Consider the following 13,968-nt stretch of genomic DNA (forward strand, 5'->3'; position numbering starts at 1 on the left):
GACGGCACCTAACAAAGACTCTGCGACACCCGGCGTTAAGCCGGCGGCGTGGGGTTCGGCTCCAGCGCGCCCCGCTGAATCTGCGCTTCGAGTTCGTCACACAGCGCGGCGGCGGCACCGAACCCGCGGACGTGCTCGGTCCGAAAATATCGTTTCTCCCGGTCGATCTGTACCGGCCAGCTCATCACACCGCAGGTCCGCGCAAGCAGTACCAGCGGCATCACGAGCACCTGCAGGACAAAATCGATCAAGGCGAGCAGCATGACAATGACGGCCGCCAACACGATCAGCGCCGCCTTGCCCGCCTGCGCGACGAGCCAGATCACCGCTGCCAGGACCACTAAGATCGCATGCACGACTGGGTTGGAGGACGACTCCGGTTGAACCGACTCCGTGCTCGGCGCCTCATCGTCGCCGCCGGAGGGCTTATCGTCCTCGCCCGTGCTGTACCAGATCGCGCGTAGCGAGAGTACCCGTCGCCACGGCCACCACCGCCGGCGCACGGTCCACGCGCTGCCGTCGGGAGCTAGCACCCGCTCCGCCACCCCTCGCCTCCTTTGCTTGGGCCCACCGACGCCGGTTAATGTACATCGAACTGCGCCCTAGGCGTTCGCCGTTCACGGAAGCACTAGCAACGAACTGTGCTGCCCGATCCTATTGTTTGAACCGCCCGGCGAATCCACGCAGCGGCAGGTCGGCACTGGTCAAGAGCCCGGGAGGGGCAGCGACGACAGACCGTATGGCGTTGAGCGCTGGCATACCGGTGACGGTCATCCCCAACGAAGCGAACGTCTTCGGGTTGGACAAGTCGGTGCTCCGGTTCGGAATGATCATGTGCTTGCTGTAGACGGTGGGATCACCCTGGATTCGGGTTATGTAGCAGCCCTTTACATCCCAGTGCGGGTCGGTATGTGGTGTCATTTGCCATTCGATATGCGCCTCGACCTTTGGCACGCCGCCGACAAGGCCTTGGTACTTGATGTAGCTGGCGCCAAGTGAGCCTCTGGGCAGCTTGTACCAGCCTAGGTCGACATCCTTTGTGCATGCGCCCAACTCGTACGAATAGCTAACTTCGTCCAGTTCGAGGCCGAAGCAATCAGCCATCATGTACACACTGTCGGCGAACACCCGGGTGCCCTTCTCCAGCATGCCGGGGATCTCGCGGTCGCCGATTGGCCGACCATAACCGCACATCTCCCAGGTCGGGGCCGAATGGTGGCAGGACACATCCACGGACTCTATGACGGTCACGTTTTCCAGATCGGCCACATCGCAGGTGTGCACGACACCGAGAACCTGGCACAGCCCGGGGTTCATTCCGGTTCCGTAGAAGGTCGATCCGCCGCGTTCGCACGCTTCCCGGAGCACCGCCGTGGTGGGCTTGCCCGAGGGGTGCGGGTGGTTGGTGTCCCGGTGATATCCGGTGATCCAGTCCGCTGTGGTGACGATGTTGATGCCGGCTTCCAGCACTTTCACATAGAGGTCTTCATCGGGAAATACACCGTGAAACGTCAGTACATCTGGTCTGGCTGCGATGATGTCCTCGACGGACCCGGTCGCGATCACACCATTGGGAGCCAGCCCGGCCAGCTCGCCGGCGTCACGTCCAACCTTTTCCGGTGTGTAGCAATGTAATCCGACCAGTTCGAGGTCGGGGTGAGTGCCGATCCGTTTGATCATCTCGGTGCCGACGTTTCCCGTCGCCACCTGAAAAACTCGGATCCGACGCTGGGTCTCCTTGGCGGTCATGGGATGGTGGATTCCTCTCGGCTGTCCGGATAAAACTGCTTCGCCCAGGCGCGCAGTGCTTTGAAGCCGGCGTTCTCGTCGGTGGCCAGCGCGGGAGGATCGGAATAACGCTGATGCGACCAGATGTGGACATCGGCAAGGAACTGGTCGATGACGGCCTGTGCGAAGCCCTGCGCCTTGGGCGGTGGTTGCGGTGTGTCGTTGCCCGGCAGGCGACCGATATACACCATGAACCGGACGTCTGATGTCTCCTCGTCAACCGGGGTGATCGTCGAAATCGTCCGGTTGTCGATCATGCCCCAGCTTTTCGTGACGGCCACTCCGAGACCGCCGTTGATGGCCTGCACGCCGCTGTTCATCGTGTCGGCAGACATGCCATCGACGGCGTCGAAGACGATCGTGAAGTCGACATAGGAGACCGGGCCCTCGAACTCCTGCCGAGTGAACTTCGGGATGAACGGAGTTTTGTGCACGAACTTGAAATGTGCGAAATCCACGCCGTTTTCAAGCACGTACTGGGGATGCAGTTCCAGGCGTTCTCGGTAGAGGGTGCCCTGCGGGTAGGCCGGGTAGTAATCCTCGACGCTGGTGCCGTCGCAGAAGCTGGCGAATACATCTGGGACATCGAAGTAGGGATCGCAGCCGTCGACGTCATGCCAGATGTAGACCGATTCGTTACGTTCCACCACCGGAAAGGTGTGGATGCGGCGCCCCCGGTTGGGGCGATCCTGGTACGGAATACATACGTTGCGGCCGTCGAGGTTCCATTCCCAGCCGTGGAACGGGCAGACAATCCGGTCGCCCTCCACATGGCCGCCATAGCCCAGATGGGCGCCAAGGTGTTCGCAATAGGCGTCCATGACGGTTAGGGCGCCCGAAGCTGCTCGCCAGGCGACCATCTCGCGACCGAAATATTTCATGCGGTGGACTTCGCCGGCGCCAATCTCGGCTGACCATGCGACTTGGAACCAGCCCGTTGGCTTCATCGACAGAGGCGGCTTTGCCATCTCAGCGGTCCCTTCGCGCACCCGTCCCGCCGGGGCTCGCGGCATCCTCGACACACCCCCAAATCCAAACAATAGCCCGCATTCCGCGTTTTTCATAGTAGGCTCTGTGAAACTACACTACGCAGATCCGGCCACGGCTGCCGGATGCACGAAAATCATTCGGAGCCAGAATTTTCCAGGTATGCAACGATCGCGTTGGTCAGCCCGCGGCGCGCCTCATCGAGGTCCGAATACGTGCCCAGCTGCCTTTCGGAGGTGATCCCCCGCATCGCGCCCGGGATGAACGCAGCCACCTCGCGAATCCGACGGGGGTCGACATCCAGGCCGGCAAACGCCTTCTGGCAGGCCAGTGCCCAGCTGTGTTGCCAGGACGACAATTCGGCAGCGGTGCGGGGATAGAGTCGCTCGAGTTCGGCGCGGTCATTGGGCAGCGCCCTGCGCAACGTCTCGATGGCCCGGGAATCGGTCGAAGTCAGCCCCACATACAAGGTATCGATGATGACGGCGACGCGGTCACGCAGCGGACCGCCACAGACGGCATTCGATGGCAGTTCGCCGCGCCGCTGCGCGGTGTGGTGCAATACAGCCGCCCAAAACCCGTCGATATCCCCAAATTGGTACTTCACAGCTCCCCAGGTGGCGCCACTTTCCTTGGCGATGCGATTAGCCGACGCGGCCCCGGGATCGCCGGACGCCAGTGATCGCAGGGCACTCTCCAACATGCTCTCCCGGGTCGCGAGTCCTCGCCGGTTGGTGCGCCGCCCATTGACGCCAGCTTCCGCCATTCCCGGGATGGTAGTGGTTGCGTCCACTGGGGGCTAGCACCCGCGTCGACGACGCCGGGCTTGTGGTGGCGGCCCACCGAATTCGAGAAGGTCGGCGGTACACCGCAGCTCGCCCTCCTGGTGCCGAACGGGTTGTCGGTCAAGGCGATTCACATCATCCACAAGGACCCGCGCAACATCTGTTGGCCGACTACACCCGCGCGGCGGTTGATCCTTTGCCCAAGTTCAGCGATCCTCAACGGGCCGATACTGGCGATGTACCGACCGAGGAGTGGCGTGATGGGTGTGGGACAGCTTGCGCTGAACAGTGCGCCGATTTTTGGTGGCGCGATGCTGGCGATTGCGGCCGGACAGTTCCGAGGACCGGACTTTCGCGGGATGATCAAGCAGGACATGGAACTGCTCGATCGGCTCCCACCGGAGGCCACCGCACGACGAGCCGAGCTGCAGCGCACCATCGATGCCCGCATCGACGACCTGATCGAGGCTTCCGACCGGGGTCGCGCCATGCGCAAGGCCGCAGCGTCCTACCAGGGCAATTGGCGCGACATCGTGCTACTGATCTGTGCGGTGCTGTTCACGATCGTTTGGTGGAATGTCAACCACCACCGCAGCAACTGGCTACCGACATTCATCCTGTTGATCCTGCTATCGGTGGTGACTGCGGCCTACGCACTGCGTGGCGTGGTCCGGGCCGGCACGTCGATGCTGTACAGCCGACACCGCAATCGCTAACGCGATAATCGTGAAAATGTTTGTGCGACGGTTTCAGTACCCGCCGCCGAAGGTCTCGAGCATCTCCAGTGCTGCTTCGATGCTCGGAAGAATGCTTGGCCCGAAGCTGCTCACTACCTTCGCGAGTGCGTGGGCGACGTGCGGCCCGACGGCGCCGGCCGCGAGGACGGTATCGGCAAGCACGATGCCGTTCACCACATGGGCGGCGCTCAGGCGACCGTCCTGGGTGACCTCGTACCGCCAGTCACCGATCTGGATTCTCTCTGGCTCCGATCGGAAGAACCCCCGTCGGGCCGGGATGTGCACCACGCCGGGAACTGCGGCAAACACCTTGACCACCAACCCGACTCCCCCGGGGCCAGCCAAAGCCGACCCGACGGCGCGGCTGACGCGATCCTGGTCGAAGCCGGTCATCAGCCACTCATCGGGAGGACGAACGACGGCGTGATGCTTTGCGGCTCGCCGCTTCGACGCACCGCCGTTCCCGCCACATAAAACTCCACCGTGTGGTGTCCCCATGCGTAGTTCGAGATAGCGAAATGCACACCGACTACACCGGTTCCGCCGTCTCGCTCGGCTTCGCTTTGCATGCGCGACATCGCCAGCTCCCGCGCCTGGTAGCTGCCCTGCGTCCACTGCGGCATCTCCGCGTTGCGCCCAACCTGGCTCAGCGTCCTCAAGAAACCTTGCACCGCAATGTGGAATACACAGTTGCCCATCACGAAGGCAACGGGTGTAAACCCGGACCGCAGCAGCGTCGTCAGGTCCTGCCCGGACAGGTGGCTGGTAAACGCTTGCCCATTGGGACGTCGAAACGCCCCCGGTTTGGCGGTGTACCGCACAGCCGTCCCGACGGCGATGAACTCGAGATGCTCGCCCTCGCCCTGATGGCGCCATTCGAGTCGGACGCCGACAACGCCGTCCGCGCCAAGTGAATCGGCTTCGGCCTGCATCCTCGACATCGCATTCCAGCGGGCGCGATACGTCGCGTCGGTGAGCACCGGCAGCTCCGATTGTTGCCGTATACCGGTGAACTGGTAGCCCACGTGATACACGGAGACGCCCATCACAAGTTCCATGGGTTCAAAACCTGCCCCGTGCAGGAGCGCGAACTCGTTGATCGACAGATCCGACGTGAACACTTTCCCGGCATGCGATAGCCGTTCGCTGGCAACTGGATCGAGTGGGTTCGGTTGCATTGTCCCTGTCCTCCTGCGGCCCTCGTGCGATCTCGGTCAGCGTAGGCCGCAGGGCAGTGTTGCACACGCATAACGTGCGACATCAGCGAACAGTGTCGAACTCAGGAATCCAGGTCGTCGCCATCTGTCGGGCGGTCGTCGCTGCATTCCAGAAGCTCTTTGAGAGCCTCGGAGAACCCATCGGCCATGCCCCACAGGTCCGGCAGGACGTCGGGGCACGAGATGATCCCGATGCCCAGTTGCCCGTTAAGCGACATCACGGTGATGTTGAGCGCCGCACTGCCCAGGATCGGACCGAGAGGATAGATCGAGTCGACTTGGCACCCCAGGAAGTACAACTGGGTCGGCGGGCCGGGCACGTTCGACAGAATCAGGTTGAAGGCGGGGCTGGGGGATATCGGAATGCGGGGCAGGATGCGCATCGCGGCACCGAACATCGCCGCGCTCCCGAATTGCGTCCAGTCATGCAGCAGAGTGGGGCCGATGGCGGCGGTGTGGTCTTTTGCGGCGGTGTTTCCGGCGGCGATGGTGCGAATTCGTTCGGCCGGGTCGCTGATTTGACTATCCACCCGACAAAACATCCATGTGGTGTGGTTTCGCCCCGGTCGGTCGGACTTATCGTGGACCGACACCGGCACCGTGGCGACCAGCGGGGTGTCGGGAAGCTCGCCACGATCCAGCAGGAACCGTCGCAAAACCCCGGCGCACAACGCCACAATCACGTCGTTGACTTTCACCCCGAACCGGTCCTTGACTCTCTTGACGTCGCGCATATCAAGCTGGGTGTAGGCGATGTTGCGTTCCTTGCCGACGGCGCCATTGAACAGCGCCGGTGGTGCTGAAAACGGTGCGGCCATGGTGCGGCCCTCGCGTGCCCGAAGCGCCGTCTGGGCCAAGGTCACCATCGTTGCCGGTACCAACGTGGCCAAGCGCAACGGGCGGGTAGCGAAACCCATCAATCCACTTACAGCGATCTGCAGCGGATTGGCTCGACCCGTGCCACCGACCGGCTGGGGGGCCGGCGCATCGGCCACCGGGCTGCATAGCTCGGCTAGCAGGTTCGCCCCGGCGATCCCGTCGACCATGGCGTGGTGGACCTTGAGCATCACCGCCACTGCGTCATGGCGGGCGCCGCCTTCAAGCACCCACATCTCCCACAGCGGTCGGTCGCGGTCGAGCGGCAATCCCGCAACATATCCACAGATCTCAGCCAGCTCCCGGCGTCCTCCCGGCGCCGGCACACCGACTCGGTGCAAGTGGCGGCGCAACTGGAAGTTCTCGTCGTCCACCCACACCGGGTGATCCAGGTTCAACTGGGTGTCGGCGAGCTTCATCCGAAATTCCGGCAACGCTTTCACATGCTTCGCCAACGCGGCGCGCATCCGGCTGTACGTATAGCCGCCTGGCATCGTTGATGTGTCCAATTCCAGAACACAGCACACGTTCAGCGGTTGCGTCCGCGTCTCCAGATAGAGGAAAAATGCGTCAAATCCGGTTAGTCGTTCCATAGCCGCCCGCTCGACTAGAAAATGTTGGAACTCCCCCACCCCGCACAAAAGTTTAGACAGCCGAAATCGCCAGATCTAGCCCCCAACAAGGGTTTTCCGCGTTAAAAAATTGTGACGGTATTGGTCAAGTCATCGCGTGTCAGTGGAACTGGAGACAACAAGACAGCCCGTATGCGCGTGCACCCCCGGGTGGCCGAGGGATTCCCACTCAAAACGAAACCTAAACGTCTTTCCAGCCCTCGTCACGAGCGCGCGTGGCCGCGCGGATCGCGGATCGACACCCGGCCCGCCCCGGGTGCTCGGGGGGCTCCGTTCCAGATCGGCATTCCCTCGAATCAGTGAAGTCAGCAGTCTTTGCATCGATGGCCTCAATGAGATTGCGCTGTGCTGCAGCGCCGGCATACAGACCGACCGGCGCGGACAGGCCGAAGGCACTGAGCGGGATCGATGTGAGTTCGACCGCAAATGGTACAGGCCACCGGCGAGTCCGCGCGCAAGCGAGACGTCACCACAGCCGATCAGCTGACACCTCAGGAACTGCAGATCGCCCGGTTCGTCGCCCAGGGACAAACCAACCGCGCCATCGCCGCGTCGTTATTTCTCAGTCGCCGCACCGTGGATTACCACTTGCGCAAGATCTTCACCAAACTCGGTCTGGCATCACGCGCCGAGTGATCCGCATCGTCCTCAGCGATGCCACGCTGGCTAGCCACACCACCAAGTCTGGCTGACACGCCTTAGAGGCGGCTCGCGGCGAAAGTCGCCGCCTCCTCGACCATTCCGTCGTCGGTATACGCGTTATGCGCGGCCCAGTCTCCTCCGTTGGAGCAGACGGGGTCGCCAGCAGAACACAGCTGGGTGGTCTTGGCCGCGTACAGCGGGCCGATGATCAGCGGTGGCGCACCGATCGAGTTGATGAATTGGGCCGACGGCGTTCCGAAAAGGGTGATCGCGGCGACATGATCCGCGACCTCGGCCGGCATCGGCCTGGGAGCGTCCTCGGGTGCACCATCGGGTATTGCCGCGGAGGTGACATAACCCATCACTGCCGCACCTTGGGAGAATCCACCCAGCACCATCTTGGTTTTAGGACAGTTAGCCGCCGTCTGCTCGATGTGCATGCCCGCGTTGTTGACTCCGTCGATCGCGGTCGGGAAATCGGTCGTGGCTGGGTAATCGACCGCGTAGACCACCATGGACTTCGGGCCAATCTTCGAACGCAACGAGTTGACGAATGCCTCTCCGGTTTCGCCAACGCCCGGTGGCTCGCCGGTGCCCCGGGCGAATACCACCTCGACATCCGCGCACGCCGGGTTGGGCGGCGGCGATGGAATCGCGGATGCGATGGGGACGGGTTCGATCAACAGTGCCCACGTCGCGGCAACTGCCGCACCAGCGAATCTAGCGATGACGGATGCTCTCACGCGTCAATAATGCCCGATGGATACCTTTCGCATCACCTAAGGGTCCGAATGTTCGGTCACGGATGCCTGGCGGTGACCGCGGGCAAGATGCTGTTCACAGGTCCGTCGCACGCGGATGCTGCGGTTCATAGAGGCCCAGTCGACCACCCCCGGGAAGCGTGATCATGGTGAGCCGGCCCCAGCCTTCTTCCGTCGGCGAAGTGCACTCGACGCCCTTGCCGTTGAGCATGTCGATGGTGGCTGCGAGGTCGTCGCACATCAAGTACAGCTCGTGAGAATCCGCCGCCGCGGTAGGGTGCACGGCGATCTCCGCTGGAGGCAGCTTGAAGATCAGCCAGCCACCGCCTGCGTCGACATGGGGGTAGCCCAGAACGTTGCGGAAAAACGCCCGGTCAGCCTCGGCGTCGCGGCTATAGATGATGACATGGGCACCGGTGATCATCCGGTCAACACTACTTCAGCGGCGTGCGCCTGTTACAGCTCAACAATTTCAAGAATTCTTCGCAATGGGCCGCGCCACGTCGGCAAACCAATCTGATCTGGTCGGTTCCGTGCCATCGAACCAATCCGGGGTCGACCTCGTGATATCTCATATCGGCACTTTGGGGAAGGTGTCCAGGGTTACGTGACTGGAGCGGCCTGGCGGGAGGGCCATGAGCAAACGAGTCGACGCTGCCGATTCGCTCACACGCGAGCTGACCATCCAATTACAAGACGTGGTTCGCGAATACCAAGTCGGTGGCCAACGCGTTCGTGCACTTGACGCGATCAACCTGCGGCTTGATGGCGGGCATTTCGTGTCGATCGTCGGACCCTCGGGCGCCGGCAAGAGCACGTTGCTACATCTGCTCGGCGCGCTGGACTCCCCCGACTCCGGGTCGATTACGTTCGCGGGCGATGAGATTGGCCGACTCAGCGATGAGCAGCAGTCGGAGTTCCGCCATCGGCGCGTGGGATTCATCTTTCAGTTCTTCAACCTGTTACCCACGCTGTCGGCGTGGGAGAATGTAGCGATCCCCAAGCTGCTCGACGGTGTCCGACTGGGCGTCGCCAAGCCGGATGCGGTTCGGTTGTTGGACCGGGTGGGACTGGCCGACCGGACCGAGCACCGACCCGCGGAACTATCCGGCGGGCAAATGCAGCGCGTTGCCGTGGCGCGGGCATTGATGATGGATCCACCCTTGATCCTTGCCGACGAGCCAACCGGGAACCTCGATTCCACGACGGGCGCTTCGATCTTGGCGCTGCTAGCCGAATTGGCCCACGAGGACGGCCACGGTCGACTCGTGGTGATGGTGACGCACAACTCCGACGCCGCGGCCGCCAGCGATCGGGTGATCATGCTGCAGGATGGTCGGGTCAGCTCCGACGAGTTGTCGGTGGTGTCCGGGTGAGACCGGGGCGCGCGACAACGGCTGCCGCGAGCCGGTGGCGCGTATTCAGCCTGCGCGAACTCGTTGTGCACCGGCGGCGCACTACCGCCTCGATTGCCGTAATGGCAGTGTCCGCAATGTATCTGGTCGCTATTCTCGGGATCTTCGGATCGATCAGCGGTTCCGTCAACAGGCTCGCCGACGGGATCGCCGGCATAGCCGCGCTGGAGGTGTCGGGTATCACCGATGCCGGATTTCCCGACACGATCACCGCAGACGTAGCCGCGGTTCCCGGCGTTGCCACGGCGGTACCGATGATCCGGGCTACCGCCTCCACGCCGACTGGACCGGTTCTGCTGCTGGGGGCAGACGCGAACATTGCCGCGCTGGATGGTGCGCTGAAAGATGCTTTGAAAGATGGTGGGGCAGAACAGCAATTGGCGACACCTTCGCGGGTACCCAATGGTGTGCGCGTCGGACCCGGTGTGGGTCGCACGAAAGGCGAAACGTTTCAACTGGGCTCGGGTTCAGTCACCGTCATCGAGGTGTTGGCGGGCAAACGCCTCGCGGATCTCAACGGCGGGCACTATGTGCTTGCTCCACTTGCTACCGCTCAGAATGTTTCCGGACGACGAGGTCAGCTCGACTCGATTCTGGTCACCACCAAACCAAATGCTGACGTTGCCGCCGTTCGCGCGTCGATCACGGCCGCGGTGAACAATCGGGCAATCGTCGCGGAGCCGAATGTGCGCGCGACGCGCGCCGGCGACGGCGTCAAGATGATGAACTACATGGCTCTAACGGGCGCGATGGTCGCGTTGGCGGTGGGTGCGTTTTTGATCTACACCACGATGACCATGGCGATCACGCAGCGCCGACCGGTGATCTCGATGCTGCGCGCGATCGGTGGACGACGCGTCACGATCGTTCGCGACATGCTCGCGGAGGCGGCGATACTCGGACTGATCGGTGGGGCCATTGGCTCGGGCACCGGAATACTGCTGGGCCGCATGGCGATTGGCCGATTGCCTCCGACGATGACCCAGGGTCTAGAGGCCCGGGTCGAGTACTGGCTGCCCGGCTACGCGATACCTGCCGCCGTGGCGGCCACGGCACTGACCAGTGTGGTTGCAGTTGCGATGGCTGCCCGGCAGGTTTACAAGGTTTCACCGATCGAGGCGTTGGCACCGGTCGGAGTTTCAGCGGCCGATCGCGTGTCGCGCTGGCTGCGGATCGCAACTGGGGTTGGAGCCGTCGCCGTGTTTGCGTTGTCGATCCTCATGGTCGTCAACCAGAAAGGCGTTTTGGCCTTCGCCGCGATGTCTACGGTGTTCTGTGCCCAGATCGCGCTGGGCTTCGCAGTTGCGGGGCCCATTATCAAAGCCACCGCCGCAACAGCCCGAATGTTCGGATCCGTCGGAGCTCTCGCGGCAGCAACGATCGAGCGGGCGCCACGCAGAGTCTGGGCGACCGTGATGACAGTGCTCATCGCAGTCATCACCACCGTTGCGATCACCGGTACGAACAGCGACATGATCCGGTCGGCACGAGCGATCTTCTCGCCGGTGTCCGAGGTCGACGTGTGGGTGAGCGCAGATCCTCCGGACAGTTATCCCACCGACGTTCTCCCGCAAGGCATTTCCGACAAGGTGGCAGCGGTGCCAGGGGTAGCACGCGTGACCGAGGGCGCATTCGCGTTCGCCGTCGTGGGCGGGACTCGCGTGATGCTCGACGGTTTCTCCGCCGGAACGGCCGACGCGCTCTACCGCGCCCTCGATCAGCACCTGCGCAACGAGGTGCTGGCCGGTCGAGGCGTGGTGCTTTCACGGAATCTAGGCAAGACGCTCAATGTTCGGGTTGGTGACCAATTGCGGCTACAAACGCCGCATGGCTTACAGCAGACGGTCGTGCTGGCCTTGGTGCCGTACTTCTCGACGGTGATCGGCACCATCGGAATGAGCCTCGACCAACTGCGAACGTGGTTCGACCGTCCGCAACCGACCACACTGCAGATCACCGCGGACCGTGGCGTGGATACCAACCGCCTGTTGGCCGATGTCCGGCGGGTAGTGCCGGCATCGAACTATGTGTATGACGGTCGTGCGGCCGTGGCGGGCTTGGAAGCACCGCTGCATCAAAGCATGTACATCGCCAACGCGGTGTGGCTCATCGTCGTTGTCGTAGCCGCCGTGGCACTCCTGAACACCCTGACACTCTCGGTACTGGAACGGCGTCGCGAAATTGGGGTGCTGCGGGCGATGGGATCCAACCGCCGGGTCACATTGCAGACGGTGCTGGCCGAGGCGGCGGCCCTCGGCATTGTCGGCGGTGTCTTGGGACTGTTGTTCGGCCTGCTCGACCAGTGGTTGTTCAGCCTGGTGAGCGGCGACATGATGAACTTCGCGGTCGGCTTCCGCCCAAGCTCAATGGCGTTGGTTTTCACCATCGGAGCGCTGGCGATCAGCCTCCTCGGCTCCGTACCGCCGGCGCGGCGGGCGGCACGACTGAACATCATCGAGGCGGTCGGCGTCGAGTAGGGTCCTCCCGCAGATCGCTGCCAGGCCAACCCACCGGCGGCGTCAGAGGCCGAGTGGGAGAAGCGCAATAAAGAGCGGCGCCAAGGGATCCGTCACAGGAAGGGCGAACGAACTATTCAAGAACGGTAGCACCGGACTTTCGAATCGATTTACGGTTTGTCCGGGCGCACCTAGGCCAAGCGAGGTTTCTTGCCCAGAAGTCAACGTATTGTTAAAGAATGGGCTCTCGACAACAAGTCCAACAAAATTATTCTCGGCGGAGTCGCCAAGAGCCGTGATTGTGAACGGGCCGAAACTTTGGGTTTGACTCTCTAGGCTTAGGTCGCCGGGTACCGGGTTGGTGACTGGATTGAGGCCCAGCACTCCGGCGAGCTGGGTCGCCAGGTTTCGCAGTGATTGTTGCCACGGCGCAAGCTGAGTGGCAGCCGCCGAGGCCCCGGCATGGTAGCCGAACATCGCGGCCACATCCTGGGCCCACATCTCCTCATACTGGGCCTCAGCGGCCGCAATCGCCGGCGCGTTCTGGCCGAAGAAATTCGACAACACCAACTGCACGAACCCTTGCCGATTGGCCGCCACGGCCAGCGGATGAATCGTCGCCGCCCGCGCAGATTCAAAAGCGTCGGCCACCGCCTGCGCCTGCCCAGCCGCCCCTGTCGCACGAGCCGCCGCCGCACTCAGCCACGCCGTATACGGAGCCGCGGCGGCCGCCATGGCCTCCGCCGCCGGACCCTGCCAGGCCTGATTCGCCAACCCCGACGTCACCGACGAAAATGACGACGCCGCTGTGGCCAACTCATCCGCCAACCCATTCCAGGCCGCGGCGGCTTCCAACATCGGAGCCGAACCCACACCAGAGAACAGCCGCGCCGAATTGACCTCCGGCGGCAATACTGAGAAATTCATCACCACAGCCCCCTGTTTACTTATTTTCAGGCCCGCCGCACCTATCCCCCGGCGCCAAAACGGCAGAATTTGAGTTTATACCTCGTCAATGGGAAGGTTCAAGATACCGAGTGTCGATTCGAAGCACTACTCCTCGATTACTGTGGCAAATCCTTGCAGATGAGGCGTGCACGGGGGCGGCACCATCGTTCGTGGGATGCTGCGCAGTCTCGAGGTATCGAATCCGGCCGCTGCAATTGCGTCGATGGTTCGGCGATTCGGATGACAACCGGACGAAACCCACGACCATGGCTTTGCGATCCGGTCTTGGAATCGACCCATCGCGCCATCCCCGCGGACATGTTCGAGGACGACCAACCTGCCTCCCGGTGCGAGCACACGCCGAATCTCGCCAAGAGTCGCGCCTACATCAGCTACCGAGCACAACACCAATCCGACATGTACTGAGTCGAAACTGTTGTCCGGGAACGGAATCGACTCTCCCATCCCATCGACGATGTCGACTGCAATGCCGTGGCGACGGGCAAGACGGGACGCCATCCGCCGAAACGCCGCCACCGGTTCCACAGCGGTGACCGAGGTCACCGTAGGCGGTACAAACTTTAAATCGGCCCCTGGGCCAAGACCAATCATCAGCAGCCGGCCGGTCGCATTCATGATCGCCGCCCGACGATACCGGTTATAGAACAGCCGGTCGAAGATCGGCTGTCCGAGCCGATACACATACGGAAATAAGGGATTACGG

Annotated in this window: 14 protein-coding genes and 1 pseudogene; 4 read left to right on the forward strand and 11 right to left on the reverse strand. The window is 62.7% G+C overall.

The window, feature by feature from the left end; genetic code table 11:
- Positions 1–35: 35 nt before the first annotated feature.
- From MSIMFI_RS00070 to MSIMFI_RS00085, 4 genes are all read right to left on the reverse strand, one after another.
- The gene (locus MSIMFI_RS00070; protein WP_191495661.1) at positions 36–545 is read right to left on the reverse strand and encodes a hypothetical protein; all 510 of its coding nucleotides are present in this window, start codon (positions 543–545) and stop codon (positions 36–38) included.
- A gap of 109 nt (positions 546–654) precedes the next feature.
- A complete protein-coding gene (locus tag MSIMFI_RS00075; RefSeq protein ID WP_191495662.1) occupies positions 655–1,749 on the reverse strand; it encodes an NAD(P)H-dependent amine dehydrogenase family protein in 1,095 nt (364 codons plus the stop codon).
- Entirely contained in the window at positions 1,746–2,756 is a 1,011-nt protein-coding gene (locus tag MSIMFI_RS00080) for a Rieske 2Fe-2S domain-containing protein (protein ID WP_191495663.1), read from the reverse strand. Before MSIMFI_RS00080 ends, MSIMFI_RS00075 begins: the two co-directional genes overlap by 4 nt.
- A 155-nt stretch (positions 2,757–2,911) precedes the next feature.
- Entirely contained in the window at positions 2,912–3,541 is a 630-nt protein-coding gene (locus MSIMFI_RS00085; protein WP_186243187.1) for a TetR/AcrR family transcriptional regulator, read from the reverse strand.
- A 279-nt stretch (positions 3,542–3,820) separates the two neighbouring features.
- Between MSIMFI_RS00085 and MSIMFI_RS00090 the strand changes: the two genes are divergently transcribed.
- On the forward strand, positions 3,821–4,276 hold the full coding sequence (locus MSIMFI_RS00090) for a hypothetical protein (protein ID WP_186245766.1): 456 nt from the start codon (positions 3,821–3,823) through the stop codon (positions 4,274–4,276).
- A gap of 33 nt (positions 4,277–4,309) precedes the next feature.
- Here MSIMFI_RS00090 and MSIMFI_RS00095 read toward each other — a convergent pair whose 3' ends face one another.
- From MSIMFI_RS00095 to MSIMFI_RS00105, 3 genes are all read right to left on the reverse strand, one after another.
- On the reverse strand, positions 4,310–4,690 hold the full coding sequence (locus tag MSIMFI_RS00095; RefSeq protein ID WP_191495664.1) for a DUF5073 family protein: 381 nt from the start codon (positions 4,688–4,690) through the stop codon (positions 4,310–4,312).
- Entirely contained in the window at positions 4,690–5,475 is a 786-nt protein-coding gene (locus MSIMFI_RS00100) for a heavy metal-binding domain-containing protein (RefSeq protein WP_186243185.1), read from the reverse strand. The genes MSIMFI_RS00095 and MSIMFI_RS00100 overlap by 1 nt, the downstream gene beginning before the upstream one ends.
- 101 nt (positions 5,476–5,576) lie before the next feature.
- Positions 5,577–6,983 (reverse strand): WS/DGAT/MGAT family O-acyltransferase, encoded by a 1,407-nt coding sequence (locus MSIMFI_RS00105; RefSeq protein WP_191495665.1) that lies wholly within the window; start codon positions 6,981–6,983, stop codon positions 5,577–5,579.
- A gap of 465 nt (positions 6,984–7,448) precedes the next feature.
- Between MSIMFI_RS00105 and MSIMFI_RS00110 the strand changes: the two genes are divergently transcribed.
- Positions 7,449–7,658, forward strand: coding sequence for a helix-turn-helix domain-containing protein (locus MSIMFI_RS00110; RefSeq protein WP_191495666.1), 210 nt, complete (start codon positions 7,449–7,451; stop codon positions 7,656–7,658).
- Between the two features lie 62 nt (positions 7,659–7,720).
- Here the strand turns inward: MSIMFI_RS00110 and MSIMFI_RS00115 are convergent, their stop codons facing one another.
- A complete protein-coding gene (locus MSIMFI_RS00115; RefSeq protein ID WP_191495667.1) occupies positions 7,721–8,407 on the reverse strand; it encodes a cutinase family protein in 687 nt (228 codons plus the stop codon).
- A gap of 94 nt (positions 8,408–8,501) precedes the next feature.
- On the reverse strand, positions 8,502–8,849 hold the full coding sequence (locus MSIMFI_RS00120; protein ID WP_191495668.1) for a VOC family protein: 348 nt from the start codon (positions 8,847–8,849) through the stop codon (positions 8,502–8,504).
- 211 nt (positions 8,850–9,060) lie between these two features.
- Here MSIMFI_RS00120 and MSIMFI_RS00125 point away from each other — a divergent pair, with 211 nt between their 5' ends.
- Both MSIMFI_RS00125 and MSIMFI_RS00130 read left to right on the forward strand, forming a co-directional pair.
- Positions 9,061–9,801 carry an ABC transporter ATP-binding protein gene (locus tag MSIMFI_RS00125; RefSeq protein WP_396819205.1) on the forward strand — a complete coding sequence of 247 codons (741 nt, stop codon included), beginning with the start codon at positions 9,061–9,063 and terminating at the stop codon, positions 9,799–9,801.
- Positions 9,798–12,317: an FtsX-like permease family protein gene (locus tag MSIMFI_RS00130; RefSeq protein WP_224770010.1), complete on the forward strand. Its 2,520-nt coding sequence runs from the start codon at positions 9,798–9,800 to the stop codon at positions 12,315–12,317. Before MSIMFI_RS00125 ends, MSIMFI_RS00130 begins: the two co-directional genes overlap by 4 nt.
- A 386-nt stretch (positions 12,318–12,703) precedes the next feature.
- Here the strand turns inward: MSIMFI_RS00130 and MSIMFI_RS27595 are convergent.
- Positions 12,704–13,223: pseudogene (locus tag MSIMFI_RS27595) on the reverse strand (PPE family protein); the annotation flags it as partial.
- 126 nt (positions 13,224–13,349) lie between these two features.
- Entirely contained in the window at positions 13,350–13,946 is a 597-nt protein-coding gene (locus MSIMFI_RS00140) for a class I SAM-dependent methyltransferase (RefSeq protein WP_396819207.1), read from the reverse strand.
- Between the last annotated feature and the right edge of the window lie 22 nt (positions 13,947–13,968).

The sequence above is a fragment of the Mycobacterium simulans genome (assembly GCF_900232995.1).
Taxonomy (GTDB): domain Bacteria; phylum Actinomycetota; class Actinomycetes; order Mycobacteriales; family Mycobacteriaceae; genus Mycobacterium; species Mycobacterium simulans.